Raw genomic sequence first — 17,500 nt, forward strand, 5'->3', positions numbered from 1 at the left:
TTCGACTCTTTATATAGATACAAGGTTACTAGCTTGATTTCCTGCTTCAATTTTTTCAATAGTAGAGAAGGCAATTTCCAAAACCCGCTTTAGCGTATCCTTCGTGCCCGCTCCAATATGAGGCGTGGCAATCACCTGCTCCAACGCAAACAGAGGATGATCACCAGGCGGCGGCTCACTGCTCCAAACATCAATCCCGGCTCCGCTTATTTGCCCGGCTCGCAGCGCAGCCGCCAAGGCTTCTTCATTCACCGTGCCGCCGCGCGAGACATTGATGAGAACAGCCGAGCGCTTCATCTGCTCAAATTCGGCCTTGTCAATAAAATGTCTCGTTTCAGGCAACAGCGGAAGATGGAGGCTGACTATATCAGCCTGCCTGAGCAGCTCCTCTTTTGAGACATAGATGGCGCCAAGTGCTTCCTCCTGCTCACGGCTCGCCCGCTGAACGTCATAATAGATAATCGTCGTTCCGAAGGCCTTTGAGCGCCGCGCTGTCTCCTGACCGATCCGGCCAAAGCCGAACAAGCCATGGACCTTCCCGCTTACTTCATAAGAAGAAAGGCGATGCTTCCACATCGGCCACTCTCCTTGCTTCGTTTCCCGGTCCAAAAGAAGCAGCTTGCGATACAACGCCAGAATCATCAGCATTGACAGCTCTGCCACTCCGTTGGCATTCGCCCCGGGAGTATTGGCAACCGTTATATTGCGCTCCTTGGCCGCCCGCAGGTCAATATTGTCAACTCCGACACCCGTTTTTTGAATATGAATCAGTCGGGGAGTCCGCTCAAGTAGTGACGCCGCTATCTCCGCTGTCGCCACAACGAGGTATTCGGCTTGTGCAAGGGCATTTTCCTGCTGGGCAGGGTCAAGCTCAGCGCTAAACGACAGCTCGGCCTCCGGCGGTTTCATTTCAAGCAAAAGCTCCTTTAACTCCGGCGATACCGGATCGACATAAACGATATTCATTCCGTTCACCCCACTGGACTAAATTGCCCGGTTTCAATTCCGAGCTGCTCACTAATCTCCTGCAATGTCGCCAGCATTTGCGCGGATACCGGGATGCCGTTTCTTCTCAGCTCGCGCGCCCGCTCAAATTCAATTTCCCCAGGCAAGTAAATTCGGTCAACCCCCTGCATCAGCTCAATCCCTTTGATTTCCTTCGCCATTTGGTCGACTCTCGCTTTAAAAACATCCAGCTCCTGAAAAAGATCCGCTCTCATGACGAAGAAAAACTGGCCGACATTCTGCTCAATCTCAAAGTCATCGAAAAGGCTTCCGATATATGGACCATATGCTGCTCCTGTAAATAAAGAGGAGAGCGTTTCCACTAAAAAGGAGAGGCCGTACCCTTTCGGACCTCCGACCGGAAGGAGCAGCCCGTCAAGCGCTTCTTTCGGGTCTGTTGTTTCCCTGCCCTCCTTGGAAATCGCCCAGCCGACTGGTATCGACTTGTTTTCCTTTTCAGCAAGCACGATTTTCCCTTTTGCGACAGTGGTCGTTGCCATATCAAATACGATGTTCATCTCCCCGCCGGTCGGAATGCTGTAGGAAATCGGATTTGTGCCGAAAAAGGGCGTTCTTCCTCCCCACGGCGCCATCACCGACGGCGCATTTGTGACCGCGATCGAAATGCAGTCATGCTGCGCCGCATAATCCGTATAAGCGGCCAGCATTCCAGCATGGTTGGAATGCGAAATGCCGACAATGCCAACACCGACCTCTTTTGCCTTCCGAACGGCGAGCCTAATTCCTTTCGTTGCCAGTGAAATCCCCATGCTGTTTTCGCCATCGATCAACGCGCTGACGGGAGTTTCCTTTGTGATACGGAAATTCAGCTTTTTGTTGACAACTCCTTTTTCCAGCCGTTTGCAATAGACGTCAATCTTACTGATTCCATGTGAGTCGACCCCGCGTAAATTCGCCAGCACAAGATGCTCGGAAATCATTTGCGCCTGTTCCTCGTCGAGACCGCTACCTGCTAAAATTTGACGAACCCACTCTGTCAGTACAGCTTCATTGATCCGGGTCATTGAGCTGTCCTCCCTCCTTTTGTGCATAAAACATTATATACAATATTTAATTATAAAAATTCCGACTACTCTTTTTACTTCTTCTCTCTTTTTCGCTAAAGCCCTGCCACTTTTCCCCTTTTTTACTGGTACGGACTCAAGCCGATCAGCGGCCAATAGAAAAACGCAAACAGAAACATGATCGGAACCGTCACGATGAATAAGACGATGCCGACTTGAAATAGATCAGCCTTTGTATAACGGTTCAAGGCGAAGGTCATTAAATTGGCCGGACTCTGTGTTGGAAGAAAATAACCGAACGAGCAAGTAATAATAACAATTTGCGCCAGCCAGACCGGATTGATCGCTAAAGCCTCGGCGAGGCTGATCGTCAGCGGAAGAAAAACCGCCGTTACGCCGAGCATATTCGCAAAGCCAAGCCGGAAAACGGTTACAAGGATCAGCATCACAATCGCGGCGAACAGAGGATTTTGCGGCGGGATATACGCGACTAAGCCGTTGGCAATCCAATCTGCCGTTCCATTCGTCTGCATCGCGTCAGCCAGGGCATACGCCGCACCGAACAAAATAATAATATTCCAATTAATCGCCGAACTTGCCTGTTTCCACTGCTGCACCCCGCAAACCGGTAGACAGCTCAGCACCGCGCAAAACATCGCCACCATCGCGACGGAATAGCCGTGGAACGGCTCGGTCATCCAGCCGGCCAGCATAAAGAGGCTAATTGCCAGCAGCTTTTTCTCGTTACGATTAATGCCTCCCATTTCAGCCAGCTTTTCCTTAATATACGCCCTGCCCTTACTCCAATGATCGAGCTTGATGGGATAGCGCCACATTAAGACGAGCCAGAGAGCAAGCAGCATCGCCAGCGCCAGTGGAACATTGACGATAAACCAGTAAAGATAGTTCCAATCGAATCCCGTCATCAGCTGAATCGTGGAAGCGGCGTAGACAGAAGAACTTGAGCCTGTGATTAAAGCGAACGACATGAAAGAGGAGGTGAATGTCACCCCGAGCAGCACACTTTTGGCATAAGCGGGATTGTCACCATTTTTCCGCACGACTTCAATCAGTCCGACACACACCGGCAAAATCATCGCGATTCTCCCGGCCCCGGTCGGGATGAGGAAGCTTAAAATCGTCAACGCCAAAATCACAAGTCCGATACTCGCTGTCGCGTTTCCCTTGACTATCGAAAAAATCGAAAGCGCAATCCGTCTTCCCAAGCCTGTCGACTCAAAGGCCGATGCGATGATGAAGGTCGAGACGAGCAGCCAGACAAACGGCTGGGCGTACCCTTCCAGCCCTTGCGCAAAATCAGAAATGCCGACAAGCTCCAAATACAATAATATGCCGAGAGAAATAATGGGCTGCGGCCATGTCCCGAGCGCCCAGCCACTTAAGGCGAAGACGAGCACAACAAACATCAGCGCGTGCTCGATCGGAAGAAAAAAGAGCAATAACCAGCTTACACTGTTACTAAGATAAAAGACGAGATCAGGACGAAACGACTTCAACGCATGTTTCATTTGCTGCTTCGTTTCAAATCAAAACCACCAGTGTGAACTGGTGGTTTGTTCTGCGGCTGAAAGCCTCTCTTACCGGCCTTGGCCTTAAAGGCCCACTGAAAGGGTTTCCCGTCTGCACCACATTCACTCACTAATTCTAAAGAATTTCCTTATTTCTTCTTATTTTTCTCACCAGTAAAAGGGTCATGTTCTTCGAATAATGTTAACTGATCACCCATGTAGTCTTCTCTCAGCTGATTCTTAATATATTCTTGTATTTGTTTCTTATTTCTGCCTACTGTATCGACATAGAATCCCCGGCACCAGAACTTCCGGTTCCCATATCGATACTTCAAATTGGCATGTCGATCAAATATCATGAGACTACTTTTCCCTTTTAAGTAACCCATGAATTGAGATACACTTAACTTTGGTGGAATACTGACTAACATATGAATGTGATCCGGACAAGCATTGGCTTCATGGATAACGACTCCTTTCCGTTCACATAAATCTCTTATAATTTGTCCAATGCTTTTTTTGTATTTTCCATAAATGATTTGTCTTCTGTACTTTGGCGCAAATACTATGTGATACTTACAATTCCATGTTGTGTGTGCTAAACTATTCATGTCCTTCACAGGGCATACCTCCTTCGATGATGAGATGAAGTGGTCGGGAAACCAACTTTATCCTATCATGAAGTGAGGTTTTTTTAATACCACGCTAGAAGCTCTTTTGAACCCCCGGCATAGCCAGGGGTTTTCTAAACCACTAAAATCACACAAGCTGCTTCTCAGCTTGCCTGTTTTCATTCGGACGATCCAAGCCATGTTATGCACAAACGGTGTGCTTTCCTTCAACCGATTGAACATTAATTCCCCTCCTCATCGCCTGGAAGCTGATGAAGATTATATTCTGCTGATTTCCAGGCTTTATGGATATGCATTTCCGCCCGTTCTCTCGCCAGTTTCTTATCCTTGGCAATAATCGCTTCAATGATTTGTTCGTGCTCGCGAAACACCTCCTGCTTTCGATCATGATTGATCCAAGAAGTCGCGCGGATTAAGGCGATCGGATGAGCCAGCGTTCTCCTCATCTTATCGAGCACTTCATTTCCAGCTAATTGAAAAATAAAATTATGAAATTGATCATTGAGTTTAATAATATTCTCATCGCTTTGCGGACCGACTTCCTCAGCAAGCGTTTTCTTCATCTCTTTCAGCAACTGCCGGAACTGCTCTTCCGCATCCGCCGTGACATGCTCCGCGGCCAGCTCTGCCCCCAGTCCTTCCAAAACAGCTCTCGTCTGGTAATAATCCTGAATGTTTCGCTGCGTTAATTTCCGGACAAACACCCCTTTATGAGGTTTCAGAACAACCAAGCCTTCTTCCTGCAAGCGAATCAGGGCATCACGAATCGGAGTGCGGCTGACTTCAAGCTCTTCGCTTAATTCTTTCTCCAATAGATGGTGACCCGGCTTATACTTTCCTGATAAAATATCTGACTTCACTCTTTCATACACGGCACCTGTTATTGTTTTCGCTTTTATCGTCATCGCTTTCAACCTCACAGTCCCTCTCTGTATTCCTGTCGCTACAGCTTTTTTAATTGTCTCATTATATCATGTTTAAGCGACTTCCTTAAATATAGAGAGCCTACTTAGCAACTAATTGAGTCCTTTTCGCCTGATCCGTCTGTAAATCCATTTCGCAACCGGATAAGCAATCAGTACAGCAATAAAAATGACCAGGGCAAGGGAAATTGGCCGTGAAGCAAAGATGTTGAATGAGCCTTCAGAAACAAGTAATGATTGTCTGAGCGACCGCTCAGCCATCGGCCCCAGTACCAGCGCCAAAACGAGGGCAGCAGGGGAAAACCCATACAGTCTCATGAAGAAGCCAATCAATCCGAAGACAAGCATAATCCATGTTTCGATCATACTGCCATGTAAACTGAACGTTCCAATCGTACAAAGAATCATAATCACCGGCACGAGTAATTTATAAGGAACCTCCATAATTTTCACAAAGACCGGAATCGCGAAAATATTAATCGCGATTAAGATGATATTTCCTAAATACATACTTGCAATTAGCCCCCAGGCAAACTCAGGCTCCTGCTCCATTAAAAGCGGCCCCGGCTGCAGCCCCCACATCAGAAAGGCTCCGAGTAAAACGGCCGTCGCTCCCGAACCCGGGATCCCGAGCGTCAGCAGCGGAATCATCGCTCCGGAAGAAGCCGCGTTATTCGCCGATTCAGGAGCGACAAGACCAGGCATATGACCTTTCCCGAACTTTTCAGGCGTTTTTGATACTTGCTTTTCAAGTGAATAGGACATTAAAGATGCAATCGTCGCTCCAGCTCCTGGCAGGATTCCGACGACAAACCCGAGAAACGAGCCCCGCAGCAGGGTGAACTTGCTTTCGACAAAGTCGTGTGCATTCGGCCAAAAGCTTTTTTTGTCGTCCAGACGGATGATTTCTTCTTTTTCTTTCTTATGCTGACCGGAATAAAGCGAATAAAAAAGTTCCCCGATCCCGAACAACCCGATCGCTACAGGTAGAAAGTAAATGCCGTTAATTAATTCGGCCTCTCCAAAGGTGAAGCGCTGTGCTCCTGAGATGACGTCGACACCGACGACAGAGATCGCCAGACCAATCAGTGCCGAGATCACGCCGTTAATTTTGTTATCTCCCATAATCATGACCAATGTCAGCAGCCCGGCGACCATCACGAGAAAATACTCAGGTGAGCCGAACGCTCCCGCGGCCATGGCAAAATAAGGAGCAAATAAAGTGATAAGCAGAACGCCGATCGTTCCCCCTACAAAGGAAGCGACCGCCTGCATCACCAGAGCCGGACCGACGCGGCCGTTTCTCGCCAGCGGATAGCCGTCAAATGTACTGGCAACCGTCGCCGACTCACCGGGAGTGTTAATCATGATCGAAGTGATTGTTCCCCCGTACATCGATCCGTAATAAATTCCGGCGAGCATGATAACGGCTGTAACCGGCTCAAGCGAGAAGGTCAGCGACAGTAAAATTGCGATTCCCGCTGTCGGGCCAAATCCGGGAATTAAGCCGACGACCATACCAACAAAAGCGCCGATCATTAAAAATAATATATTAATAGGGGTGATTGCCACCGAAAGTCCTAACCAAAGATCTGAAAGTATTTCCACTATTTTCTCCTCCCTTCTCCGTTAGAAGCCGAATATTCCTTCTGGAAAGCCGGCATTCAGCCAGACATCCAGCAAATAGTAGGTTCCTAAAGGCACTAAGATGGAAATCAACGTATTTACGACCATTCTTTGACGGTTAAGGACAAACAAGACGGCAAACGTATAAAGAATCATTCCGATTACGGCCCCTATAATTTGCAAAGTTCCAATAAAGAGAATCGTTAACACAATCATAATGATCATCGTTCTTACATTTTCCGTGATGGCAAAGGATGGCTTATTCTGCAGATGAAGCTTAAGATCTTTCGCAAAGGTAATAGCTGTAAAGACAATTAACAGACCACCAAGCCATAATGGGAAAAACCCCGCCCCCACCTGTCCCGAGCTGGTGACGTATTCATATCTTGTGCCGTACACGGTGAAGAAAATAGATGTGGCAAGCAATATTCCTGAGAATATAACTCTCATTTCGCTCCTCCTTAAAGTGAAAGGGGGACTCTCAGGTGCATGAGTCACCCTTTCTTGTCTACCTATCTGTTAAATTCCAGCTAGCCAATGACGCCCAGTTCAATCAAAATCTCTTCAAATGTGCTTACTGTTTCCTCCAGATAATTCGAAAAGTCATCGCCATACAAAATGTATTCAGATAAGTGGTTTTTCTCGATATACTCTTGCCATTCCGGCGTTTCCGCAATCTGTTTCATCGTATCGATCCAGTACTGGCGGACTTCTTCCGGGACATCCGGCGGCAAAATGACACCGCGCGGCATCGAAATGTTGACATCTAAGCCTGATTCAATAAATGTTGGAATGTCTTCAAACTGGCCTGGCAATCTTTCCTGCCCAGAAAAAGCAAGCGCTTTTAATTCTCCCGCTTCAAGCTGACCGAGCACGTCTCCTGGATTCGACACAACCGCGTCCAACGTGCCTGCTAACATATCAGCCAGCTGCAAACCGGTGTCATCATACGGAATATATTCATAATTCTCGATGCCCGCTTCCTTCGCAAGGGTAGCAACAACCATTCTGTCAACGTTGGCAACGCCGATTCCGCCGAAGTTCAACCGGTTGGCTTTTGCATGTTCAACAAAGTCTTCCAATGTCTCAAACTCTGAATTTCCCGGTACGACGAGGAACATATCATCCGTTGCCATTAAAGCAATATGGGTGAAGTCTTCATATGTCCAGCCTGGATCCGATTGCAATGGTGTAGTAATAAAGCTTCCGCTCGTTGTGGAAATATCGCTGTCCGATCCTGCTTTCCCCATTAAATAGCCCCAGCCTACTGCACCGCTTCCCCCTTCTCGATTTTCAGGGACAATCGATTCCGGATAAAGCTCATATTGCTCAATGATGTTAATCATGCTTCTTGCCATGACATCATTACCGCCCCCCGGCCCAAAGGCAATCGTCCAATCAAGAGGCCCGGACGGCACGAATTCAGCTGTTTCACCTTCTCCTTCCGCTCCGGCACCTTCGGCAGTGCCCTCTCCTTCTTGACTCGTTTCATCCGAACCACACGCCGCGATCATTCCCATTACGATTAACATCATGACAAGTAATAAAAATCTCTTCATTACTAAATCCCCCTTAAGTAAACGCTTTCATTTACTTTTATTATTTGAAAAACCGTGTAACGGCTTTTCTTAACAGATTGGCAAGGTTCTTACTTTGTTTCAGAATTAGACAGAGATTGACTACTTTTTCAGTTGATCCCAAAAGGCCCTCGCCTTTCGGGATCTAGTCGATGTTATACCAGGTCGATGTCGCAACAGCAGCTGGCTTTCCTTCTTCATTGTATAACTTCGATTCTAAGAAAATAACATTGTTACCCTTCTTCGAAAATGAAGACGTACACGAAATCTTTCCTGTGCGAACAGGACGGAGAAATTGTGTCTTTAATTCCAGGGTGATAGCCGTCCCAAGAAACCGCTTGCATAAATGTCCCATCGAAACATCCAGAATAAATGAAATGACACCACCATGCAACGTACCTTGGGGATTAAACATAAAGTCTTTGCTTTCCAGCTCGACCGTGCATGTATCCTCCCCATATGAAAACGATAATCCAAACAGCTTTGCTAAGAAAAATTGTTCAAATTCCGGCTTATGCTCCTTAAGCGCCTGTTCAAAACTTTCTCTTGCCGCTTCTTCATTCATCTTTTTAGTCCTTAAGAGTAAGTGAATTTTGGTTTTCTCTTCTCAAGGAACGCCTGCACCCCCTCTTTATAATCCTCCGTATCAAACGAGATTGTCCGTAAATATTCTGTTCTTTCACTTTCCTCGGTTTGACCGGAAGTAATCAATGAAATAATCTCTTTCATGCTGCGAACCGTGAATTGCGCCTTTTCACAAAGCCCTTGGGCAAATTCATACGTTTTCTCGACGATTTCCTCCGGCTGATAGACGACATCGACAAGCCCGACGCGCAGTGCATGCTCAACATCAAGAATTTGACCAGAGAATAAAATATATTTTGCCGTGGACGGGCCAACGAGATCAACGAGTTGCTTTGTCGCCGTTAAACCGTACACCAGCCCAAGCTTTGCTGGAGTAATGCCAAACTTGCCATTTGTGTCCGTGAACCGGAAATCACAGGCCAAGGCAATTTCCAGTCCTCCTCCGATGCAGAATGATTGGACCATCGCAATGCTCGGCTTCGTCATCGTTGCCAGGGCACGCTCGGCTTTATGGGTAGCGGCGTTGTAAATCTTCGCCCCTTCCGCGTCAGCCCGCAACGTCTTAAATTCGCTTATGTCAGCTCCGGCGGCAAAGCTCGTTTCATCGGCCCCCCGCAAAATGAGGACTTTAATGTTCTTATCATTTTCAACATCCTCGACGAGAGAAGGGATTTCCTTCCACATTTCATGTGTAAGCGCATTCCTTTTTTCGGGACGATTGAAAATAATTGTGGCGATTTCCCCATGCTTTTCTAAAACAAGATCCTTTTTCTCCATTTACCCCTCTTCCTCTCTATACTTATTGTAAATAACTTCTTCTTCATACAATTTGGCAATTTCGTCTTCACCCAGTCCGATTTCCCGCAGCTTCTCTGCTGTGTTCTGACCCAACCATGGCGCAGCGGAACGAATTTGCAGCGGCGTTTTCGAATATTTAACCGGAACGCCGATTGTTTTAATTTGACCAAGCTTCGGATGCTCCATCTCGACAATCATCTCTCTCGCCTTAATATGAGGATCATTGAGCGTTTGATCATACGTGTACACAGGACCTGCCGGCACCCCGGCCTCATCTAATTTTTCAACCCAATAGGCCGTTGGCTGTTCCTGAAAGATAGCTTCAATGTCCCGTTCCAGATCATCAATGTTATCCATCCGCTTCTGCAAATCAATGTATTTTTCCGTCGTGATCCACTCCGGTCTTTCGACGACATGGTGACAAAACTTTTCCCATAAACGCTGGCTGCCGGCTCCGACCGTTACATAGCCATCCTGAGTGCGATACGATTGGTACGGCGTGGACCGTCTATGTCTTGTTCCTGTCGCTTCCGGTACTTCCCCTTTATCGAAATAAGCGGCTGACTCCCAAATCGTCCATGCTAAGCCTGCATCGACCAATGAAGTCTCAAGATACTGTCCTTCTCCCGTGTTTTGCCAATGGATATATGCTCCAAGGATGCCGTAAATGGCCGACGCTCCCGCGGCGATGTCATTAATAGCAATCCCGACTTTTGCCGGTCGCCCGCCAGGTTCACCAGTCATTCTCATAAAGCCGGTCACACCCTGGGCAATGATATCAAAGCCGCCCTTTTGACTGTACGGTCCAGTTTGCCCGAAGCCTGAAATGGAGCAATAAATAATGTCCGGCTTGACTTCTTTAATCGTTTCATAGTCAATGTTCAGCTTCTTTGTGACACCCGGGCGGAAATTTTCGATAATAATATCAGCCTCAGCCGCAAGCTTATGAAAAATATCCACTCCTTTTTCTGACTTCAAATCAAGAGCGAGGCTTTTCTTATTGCGGTTCGCCATTGCAAAGCAATAGCCTTCGTCATTTATAAACGGGCCCAATCTCCGCGAATCATCCCCTCCCGGAAAGCGTTCAATTTTTGTCACTTCCGCTCCCATATCGGAAAGAACCATCGTACAATAAGGCCCGGCGAGAAATTGAGTTAAATCCAGGATTTTCACACCATCTAAAGGTAGCATGATACCCCTCCCTTTCGTATATTGTGTACAATATACAATATACTCATAAAAATAGGCATTGTCAACAAATATTCCGAAAAATCATAAATAAAAGAATTGTGTCAAAAAATGCACTCATTTTCATTTCTTTGTCGCAACCTCGATCATCCTGGCGGTTGTCCACACCTGACGAAGAGATGTCCACCATCGAAGCGGGCTCTGGCTGGCGCTAGTGTAAAAATCAGGGAGTTGGAAAAGATATGACCATGTACAGAAATGGAGGATTTGATAATGATGTCCAAAAAGCTCTTTCGATTCGTTTTTGTCCTGGCTATCGTGCTGGTTCCTACAGCTCCTGTCCATGCGGAGCAATCCGACTTCTCCTCCACAATTCAAGAAACAATTGTGTATGTTGACAATAATGCCGTGACGACGAATTATATGATGCACGATGGGGATATGTATGTCCCCGCCTTATTTTTCAAACATACGGGTGCTTATGTAGATTGGCTTGAACAGGAACAGGCGATTCTCTTTCACGCGAAAGAAAAAATGATTACAGTCCCGGTCAGCAAACGCCATTCAAATGTGTTTGAGCGCGCTTTCGGGTTTTGGAGCACCAACAATCAGCAGAAACAAGCTTTCTTTTTCAACGAAGAAATCTTTGTTCCCTTGGTGGAAATTGCCCATAGGCTGGAGATGTCTGTCCGTTATGATCCGATCAAAGCAAAAACATTTATCACAACCCATATTCACGTTCCCTCCCCTTCCATTGGTCAGGTGAACACGGAGGATAAACTGGTAGCTTTAACATTTGATGATGGTCCTGACGACATTTACACGCCGCAAATACTCGATATTTTAAAGGAAAAAAATGCAGTCGCCACCTTCTTCCTCGTAGGCGAGGAAATACAGGCTTATCCGGATATGGTCCGGCGGATTGTTCAGGAGGGACACGGGCTTGGAAACCATACATGGCAGCATCCGAATCTGGCAACGATCTGGACTGAAAAAGTAAGGGAAGAAATAAAAAAAACCCAGCAAGCGATGCTGGAGGTGGTTGGGAGACAGCCCGATTTATTCCGCCCGCCCTATGGTTCGTTAACAAAAGCGGATCTGGCTTTATTAAATGAAATCGGCCTGCGAAATATATTGTGGTCTGTCGATACGCTTGATTGGAGCGGACGATCTGCAGATGAGATTCTCCTGACCGTTCACGAAAATATTTCGAAAGGCGGCATCATCCTGCAGCATAATTTCGGAAGTACCGAGCATGTACTCGATGGAACGATCGAAGCGCTGCCTAAAATCATTGACGAATTAAGAGAGGAAGGATATACATTTGTGACGGTCCAAACTTTACTTCAGGCGGACAACCGGCAGTAAGGGAGTAAGATGACAGCAGAGAGCTAACGGTAGAGCAAAGACTAGCAGTGGAGCTGAACGTACTGTTTATTTCCCTCCGCGCTGAACAACTTCCGAGTTTCATCGAGCATTAAAAGCCCCAATAACCGGACATCCATCCGGCCATTGGGGCTTCCTGTTCCTCTGTCGCTTTCCTCTATCACGAAGTAGGCTGAGGAAACAGCTGCAGCTTTTTCAGACGGTCCATCGCTTCCTGAAGGACGTCTTCTTCGCACAGGAGGCCGATTCTAACATATCCTTCTCCATGCTCACCGAACCCTCTTCCCGGAGCGATTACAACCCGTGCCTCTTCCAAAACCTTATCGGCAAACTCCTCCGACGTATAGCCGTGTGGCACCGGGAACCAGGCAAAGAAAGAGCCTTTCGGAGCTGTGACCTCCCAGCCCATGTCATGCGCCGCCTTAACCAACACATCCCGACGCCGCTCATACATTGCGACAAGCTCGCCGACGCTTGATTGATCACTTCGCAAGGCATGTGCGGCCGCTTCCTGGATTCCGCCGAAGATGCTGCAATAATAATGATCCTGCAGAAGCTCAATCGCTTCGATGATACTTGGATTTCCGACAGCGAAACCGACCCGCCATCCTGCCATATTATACGTTTTTGACAGGGTCAGCATTTCGATCCCTACTTCCTTTGCGCCCTCCATTTGCAGGAAGCTTAACGGCGCCTTTCCGTCAAAGCCGATCGCCCCATAAGCAAAATCATGGACGATGCAAACATTATGCTTGTTTGCCAGCTCAATCGCTTCCTCAAATAAGCCCGGTGTCGCGACCGCTCCAGTTGGATTATTCGGGTAATTCAAAAACATAAGCGAGGCTTTGTCGATCACCTCTAGTGGAATCGCCGAAAAATCCGGCAGAAAGTCATGCTCCGCAACGAGCGGCATCGGATGAATCTCGGCGCCAGCTAAAGCGATTCCTGACAAATAATCAGGGTAGCCGGGGTCCGGAAGCAACGCGACATCTCCTTGATTGAGCAGACACTGGCTGATTTCGACGAGTCCAGTTTTCGTTCCAGCCAATACGGCAACCTCGGTGTGCGGATCAATCTCAACGCCATATTCCCGCTTATAATAGGCCGCAACCGCTTCCTTCAAAAAGAAATACCCTTCAAACGGGGAATATTTATGATAGAGCGGATTTTCCGCCGCCTCTTTCAGCTTCTCAACGATATGCGCCGGCGTAGGCTGGTCCGGGTTCCCCTGACCAAGGTTGATCACATCATCGTACTCAGCCTTTAGCTTTGTTACCTTTTGCACCAGCTTAGAAAAAAACTGTTCTGGTAAACGGTTCAATGCTTCCGCTTTTGAAAATTGTTTCATTCTCTCCACCCTCTATCCTCTAAATAACTTCACCTATAAAACCGAATCACCGCTTGCGCAGAAGCGTCGTGCCAAGCTGCTACACTCCTTGCGCATGACCGCGCACATCCGGCGCCCTTCCCCTGTTCAATCTGCAAATCTTTCAAAAAGAGGCCGCCCCAAAAGGGAAATGAACCCTTTTGGCGACGACCTCAAGCACGACGCAAATTGCCGTTGACAGCTTTGATCTGAATGAAGCACCGACATGCGCTTGATCCCATCCCGTTGCTTACCATTTATGATTTTGCCGCAGTCCTCTCGCTAAGACATTGCCGGACGTCAATCGACCTGATCCCTCAGTCACTCTTGATTACATATAAAATTAGTACTATGCCCAGCTTAGTGGAAAGCGGGAATGTTGTCAATACAAGGCTTCGGACTATTTCAGGAAGCCTTGTTTGCGAATGAATTCTTCCACTTCCGGCCGATTCGGTTTGGCGAAATAGTTGGCCATTTGCCGCGACCACTTATCCTGACGCTTCCCTTCCGATCGTGACTCGTAATAGCGCTCTGTTATCTCGTCATAGTCGGCCAGCGCCTCCTCAATCACGGACGTATTATACTTTTCATAATGAACAACGGCCTGCTTCGGCAGACGCGGCTTCTGCTCCGGCTGCTGCGCTGGGTACCCGACGCAAAGTCCCATCACCGGAAACGTATAGTCAGGCAGGCCAAGCAGCTTGGCGACCGCCTCCTGATCGTTGCGAATTCCGCCAATCATCACCCCGCCCATTCCAAGTGAGCGGGCAGCCAAAAGCATATTCTCCGCCACGAGAGCCGCATCGACCACCCCGACAATCACCTGCTCCAGCTCCGATGCTGCAAACGGACTGCCAAGCTTTTCGCTTGTATACTTCAGTCGGTAGTAATCGGCACAAATAACGAAAAAGACCGGACAAGTCTCGATGTATTTCTGGTTTCCGGCATAGGCTGCAAGCTGCTTTTTCATCTCTTGATCGCGAATAACAATAATGCTGTATGCCTGGACATGATGCGAGGATGGTGCCCATCTTCCCGAGGCGACAATTGTCTCAATCGCCGATTCGCTCACTTCCTGCTCCGTGTACGCCCGAATCGAGCGATGACTTTGAATTAGGTCAATCGTTTCAGAATGCTCCATAGTAGTTCCCCCTACATTAACATTTGTATTCTTAAGTGTACACAAGATCACCTGTCTTCAAAAGCGAAATGTCTCCTTATCTATTTAGCCGATTGGACAAAATTCCCTCCGCTGAACTGGACGGCAGCTGATAAATTCTTCATAATGTGAATGATGAATCATATCCAATTACGCAAAAAAAGAATAGGAGGTTCTTACAACCTTATGACAGTGCGACAACCGTTGCCGGAAAAAAACCGCATTCTCTCGCTCGATATGATGAGAGGGCTGGCCTTACTCGGTATTTTACTGGCAAATAGCATGCATTTTCAATTTGGCTTATTTTTAATACCTGATCTTCACAATTATTACCCGTTCGGTACACTCGACCGCGCTGCGGAAATGTTTATCATCTTATTTGCCCAGGCAAGCTTTTATACGCTCTTTTCCTTTTTATTTGGTTATGGGATGGCGATGCTCAAAGAAAGGCTTGAACAACAGGAGCTGCGCTTCGGCGTCGTCTATTGGCGCAGAATGTTGATTTTACTTGGCGTTGGCTATGTACACGGTGTTTTCATTTGGGATGGAGACATTCTTTTTGTTTATGCGCTCACGTCCTTTGTTCTATTCTTTTTCCTGAAATGGAAGGAGAAGACGCTTTTTATTTGGTCGATTATTTTGCTGCTGCTAATGGCAAGTTCTATCGCCACACCGGAGGATGACTCTACCTTGCTTCTCAATCAGCAGCTCTCTCTCTATTCTGAGGAAGAAAAAGAGGTTCTTTCCGCCGGAAGCTACCCGGAGGTCGTCTCTTTCCGGCTCAATGCTGATCCACTCGGAATGGGTATCGTTGGCGATATCCTCATGGACCTTTCTGCGATGGTCAGCGTTCTCGGCATGTTTTTGCTCGGTTCCTTTGTCGCCCGTAAAAAGTGGCTCGAAGACCCCGCACCATACCGCCCGCTCATTAAGCGGGTCTGGTGGACGACATTGCTCGTCGGTTTTCCGTGCAAGCTCGCTTTCGTACTTCATGACTCGTATCAGTATGAAATGCTTCATACGACGGTCGGAGGGCCACTTGTCGCGATGTTTTACGCATCAAGCATTGCTCTGATCGCTTCCGGTGAAAAAGGGCGTCAAGCGCTGATGCCGCTCGCCTATGTCGGACGGTTATCACTTACGAACTATCTCGCCCAGTCAATCGTGTTTACAACACTTTTTTACGGCTATGGGGCAGGGCTTTTTGCAGAAATCGGTTTCTTTTTCGGCATGGTCGCCGCCTTCGCTTTCTTTGCGCTTCAAATTCTGGTTAGCAAATGGTGGCTTCGCCGCTTCTATATCGGGCCGTTTGAATGGCTCTGGCGGATGGGAACCTACCTGACCGTCCCACGTCTGAAACGCTGAATAAAGCAGCGGGAGTCTCCAGTCATACTGGGTCTCCTGCTGCTTTATTTCTGAAAAACCGGATTGGATTGGAGGGTGATCATACTTAAAGCATACACGCCTTCTCTATTTGTCTTTACGCTGTCAGCAATGGCCTTACTCTCGCTTCCACCACTTGTAAATATTTCACCTTTCGGAATTGAGATCGAGCTGCACGAGGATGCAATGGAGATTCAAACCGACGTACTTACCGATGAAACCTATAAAGTCTAGCCCCTATTTTTTCTATTTTTTTGTTAATTGATTACGGTCAGGAGCTTGTGGCGGTTCTTCAAACCAGCCGTTTTTTATCATTAATTTCGCTCCATCTTCAGCATACAGGACAATTTCCCTCAATATCCCGGCATATTTTATCACTATATCTTTTCTTAAACTCGCAGCCATCGCCACCCCGTAGTTACCGATCCCCGCTGCCGTCATTGCCGTGACATGAAACAGCATCAATTTATCCGAAAAAGGAGCTACGGTTGAAGCTGTAACTGCTGTATCCCAAGGACTGGGTACAGGAATATCACTTAATTGGAGAATGTTACCAAAAACAGAAATATGCTTCTCTGCTATTGTTTTTCCCTTTAAAATATAGTGGCGCACCTCTTCCGCATCACATGTTTGCGCAAAGGCTGTCATTAAACTCTTCCCGATCGTGTTTGTTTGGACATTAATAAAAAGATGAGTTATTTCTATTGAATTGAGCGATCTTTGTTTTCCAAACATATTCCCCAAATAATCCTGATCCCTGACAAATGACACTTCTTTTGGTACGGGAATATACGGGGAACGATTATGAATTCCTTTTTCTAAAGTTATTTTTTTAATTAGGCAATGCAAGCTCATTGCATCCTGCACCACCGTCTGAAAAAAATCAACAATATCCATTCGACTATTTGTTCCTATGGCAAGTGAGCTTGATTCCATTCCTAATGTCGCCATATGATTAAGATAAAGCAGGTAAAATGTATCCGTAAATAACCTCGGTGCCCCCGAATTTACATCTTTCTCTGTAAACCCTGTAGGCGGTGGAAATTCTGCTTCCTTAAAAACTTTCGCGATAAAATCCAGATGTTTCTCCGCCGCTTTTAAAGCCTTTTTCAAAACGGGAATGATCTCACTATCTTCAACATTATGTAAAAAATAAGTCACTACCTGCTTAGAAGCTGTATCATTGGTGTATTGGGTCCAAAGTGCTGTCATTTCAGCAGATGTTAATCGTGTATTGTGGGCTAGTGCCATGCCAATCCCTCCAAGTTTTATATATATGTAATATTACCTGGAAAGCGCAAAATTATTAGGAGAGATA

General features: G+C 47.1%; 17 protein-coding genes. 3 read left to right on the forward strand and 14 right to left on the reverse strand.

Annotated features, from left to right (window positions below):
* Window positions 1-9: 9 nt before the first annotated feature.
* The 11 genes from M3212_RS15445 to M3212_RS15495 all read right to left on the reverse strand — a co-directional run bounded on the left by M3212_RS15445 (window position 10) and on the right by M3212_RS15495 (window position 10,891).
* Window positions 10-966 carry an NAD(P)-dependent oxidoreductase gene (locus M3212_RS15445; protein WP_251194873.1) on the reverse strand — a complete coding sequence of 319 codons (957 nt, stop codon included), beginning with the start codon at window positions 964-966 and terminating at the stop codon, window positions 10-12.
* A 5-nt stretch (window positions 967-971) separates the two neighbouring features.
* A complete protein-coding gene (locus M3212_RS15450; RefSeq protein ID WP_251194874.1) occupies window positions 972-2,030 on the reverse strand; it encodes an Ldh family oxidoreductase in 1,059 nt (352 codons plus the stop codon).
* A 122-nt stretch (window positions 2,031-2,152) separates the two neighbouring features.
* Window positions 2,153-3,559, reverse strand: coding sequence for an SLC13 family permease (locus tag M3212_RS15455; RefSeq protein WP_251194875.1), 1,407 nt, complete (start codon window positions 3,557-3,559; stop codon window positions 2,153-2,155).
* 149 nt (window positions 3,560-3,708) lie between these two features.
* Complete coding sequence (gene tnpA / locus M3212_RS15460) at window positions 3,709-4,170, reverse strand: IS200/IS605 family transposase (RefSeq protein WP_134229596.1); 462 nt, start codon at window positions 4,168-4,170, stop codon at window positions 3,709-3,711.
* A 242-nt stretch (window positions 4,171-4,412) separates the two neighbouring features.
* On the reverse strand, window positions 4,413-5,096 hold the full coding sequence (locus tag M3212_RS15465; protein WP_251194876.1) for a GntR family transcriptional regulator: 684 nt from the start codon (window positions 5,094-5,096) through the stop codon (window positions 4,413-4,415).
* Window positions 5,097-5,207: 111 nt separating this feature from the next.
* Complete coding sequence (locus M3212_RS15470) at window positions 5,208-6,722, reverse strand: tripartite tricarboxylate transporter permease (protein WP_251194877.1); 1,515 nt, start codon at window positions 6,720-6,722, stop codon at window positions 5,208-5,210.
* 21 nt (window positions 6,723-6,743) lie between these two features.
* On the reverse strand, window positions 6,744-7,190 hold the full coding sequence (locus tag M3212_RS15475; RefSeq protein WP_251194878.1) for a tripartite tricarboxylate transporter TctB family protein: 447 nt from the start codon (window positions 7,188-7,190) through the stop codon (window positions 6,744-6,746).
* Window positions 7,191-7,270: 80 nt separating this feature from the next.
* Window positions 7,271-8,299 (reverse strand): tripartite tricarboxylate transporter substrate binding protein, encoded by a 1,029-nt coding sequence (locus M3212_RS15480; RefSeq protein WP_251194879.1) that lies wholly within the window; start codon window positions 8,297-8,299, stop codon window positions 7,271-7,273.
* Between the two features lie 163 nt (window positions 8,300-8,462).
* Window positions 8,463-8,882, reverse strand: a complete 420-nt coding sequence (locus M3212_RS15485) for a PaaI family thioesterase (RefSeq protein ID WP_251194880.1) — start codon at window positions 8,880-8,882, stop codon at window positions 8,463-8,465.
* 11 nt (window positions 8,883-8,893) lie between these two features.
* Window positions 8,894-9,679, reverse strand: coding sequence for an enoyl-CoA hydratase-related protein (locus tag M3212_RS15490; protein WP_251194881.1), 786 nt, complete (start codon window positions 9,677-9,679; stop codon window positions 8,894-8,896).
* The gene (locus M3212_RS15495) at window positions 9,680-10,891 is read right to left on the reverse strand and encodes a CaiB/BaiF CoA transferase family protein (protein ID WP_251194882.1); all 1,212 of its coding nucleotides are present in this window, start codon (window positions 10,889-10,891) and stop codon (window positions 9,680-9,682) included.
* Window positions 10,892-11,161: 270 nt separating this feature from the next.
* Here M3212_RS15495 and M3212_RS15500 point away from each other — a divergent pair, with 270 nt between their 5' ends.
* A complete protein-coding gene (locus M3212_RS15500; protein WP_251194883.1) occupies window positions 11,162-12,256 on the forward strand; it encodes a polysaccharide deacetylase family protein in 1,095 nt (364 codons plus the stop codon).
* Window positions 12,257-12,434: 178 nt separating this feature from the next.
* Here M3212_RS15500 and M3212_RS15505 read toward each other — a convergent pair whose 3' ends face one another.
* Together M3212_RS15505 and nfsA are read right to left on the reverse strand one after the other, a co-directional pair.
* Window positions 12,435-13,622 carry a pyridoxal phosphate-dependent aminotransferase gene (locus M3212_RS15505; RefSeq protein WP_251194884.1) on the reverse strand — a complete coding sequence of 396 codons (1,188 nt, stop codon included), beginning with the start codon at window positions 13,620-13,622 and terminating at the stop codon, window positions 12,435-12,437.
* A 418-nt stretch (window positions 13,623-14,040) separates the two neighbouring features.
* A complete protein-coding gene (gene nfsA, locus M3212_RS15510; protein WP_251194885.1) occupies window positions 14,041-14,781 on the reverse strand; it encodes an oxygen-insensitive NADPH nitroreductase in 741 nt (246 codons plus the stop codon).
* Between the two features lie 204 nt (window positions 14,782-14,985).
* On the opposite strand from nfsA, the gene M3212_RS15515 reads away from it, so the two are divergent.
* The gene (locus M3212_RS15515; protein ID WP_251194886.1) at window positions 14,986-16,164 is read left to right on the forward strand and encodes a DUF418 domain-containing protein; all 1,179 of its coding nucleotides are present in this window, start codon (window positions 14,986-14,988) and stop codon (window positions 16,162-16,164) included.
* A gap of 75 nt (window positions 16,165-16,239) precedes the next feature.
* Complete coding sequence (locus M3212_RS15520) at window positions 16,240-16,416, forward strand: hypothetical protein (protein ID WP_251194887.1); 177 nt, start codon at window positions 16,240-16,242, stop codon at window positions 16,414-16,416.
* Between the two features lie 12 nt (window positions 16,417-16,428).
* Here M3212_RS15520 and M3212_RS15525 read toward each other — a convergent pair whose 3' ends face one another.
* Window positions 16,429-17,433 (reverse strand): DUF3231 family protein, encoded by a 1,005-nt coding sequence (locus M3212_RS15525; protein WP_251194888.1) that lies wholly within the window; start codon window positions 17,431-17,433, stop codon window positions 16,429-16,431.
* Window positions 17,434-17,500: the final 67 nt, after the last annotated feature.

Source organism: Halalkalibacter oceani, from assembly GCF_023715705.1.
Lineage (GTDB): Bacteria > Bacillota > Bacilli > Bacillales > Bacillaceae_D > Halalkalibacter > Halalkalibacter oceani_A.

Coding starts and splice junctions, on each gene's coding strand:
- M3212_RS15445 (WP_251194873.1), bottom strand. CDS start 966: ATGAATATCGTTTATGTCGATCCGGTATCGCCGGAGTTAAAGGAGCTT.
- M3212_RS15450 (WP_251194874.1), bottom strand. CDS start 2,030: ATGACCCGGATCAATGAAGCTGTACTGACAGAGTGGGTTCGTCAAATT.
- M3212_RS15455 (WP_251194875.1), bottom strand. CDS start 3,559: ATGAAACATGCGTTGAAGTCGTTTCGTCCTGATCTCGTCTTTTATCTT.
- tnpA (WP_134229596.1), bottom strand. CDS start 4,170: ATGAATAGTTTAGCACACACAACATGGAATTGTAAGTATCACATAGTA.
- M3212_RS15465 (WP_251194876.1), bottom strand. CDS start 5,096: ATGACGATAAAAGCGAAAACAATAACAGGTGCCGTGTATGAAAGAGTG.
- M3212_RS15475 (WP_251194878.1), bottom strand. CDS start 7,190: ATGAGAGTTATATTCTCAGGAATATTGCTTGCCACATCTATTTTCTTC.
- M3212_RS15480 (WP_251194879.1), bottom strand. CDS start 8,299: ATGAAGAGATTTTTATTACTTGTCATGATGTTAATCGTAATGGGAATG.
- M3212_RS15485 (WP_251194880.1), bottom strand. CDS start 8,882: ATGAATGAAGAAGCGGCAAGAGAAAGTTTTGAACAGGCGCTTAAGGAG.
- M3212_RS15490 (WP_251194881.1), bottom strand. CDS start 9,679: ATGGAGAAAAAGGATCTTGTTTTAGAAAAGCATGGGGAAATCGCCACA.
- M3212_RS15495 (WP_251194882.1), bottom strand. CDS start 10,891: ATGCTACCTTTAGATGGTGTGAAAATCCTGGATTTAACTCAATTTCTC.
- M3212_RS15500 (WP_251194883.1), top strand. CDS start 11,162: ATGATGTCCAAAAAGCTCTTTCGATTCGTTTTTGTCCTGGCTATCGTG.
- M3212_RS15505 (WP_251194884.1), bottom strand. CDS start 13,622: ATGAAACAATTTTCAAAAGCGGAAGCATTGAACCGTTTACCAGAACAG.
- nfsA (WP_251194885.1), bottom strand. CDS start 14,781: ATGGAGCATTCTGAAACGATTGACCTAATTCAAAGTCATCGCTCGATT.
- M3212_RS15515 (WP_251194886.1), top strand. CDS start 14,986: ATGACAGTGCGACAACCGTTGCCGGAAAAAAACCGCATTCTCTCGCTC.
- M3212_RS15525 (WP_251194888.1), bottom strand. CDS start 17,433: ATGGCACTAGCCCACAATACACGATTAACATCTGCTGAAATGACAGCA.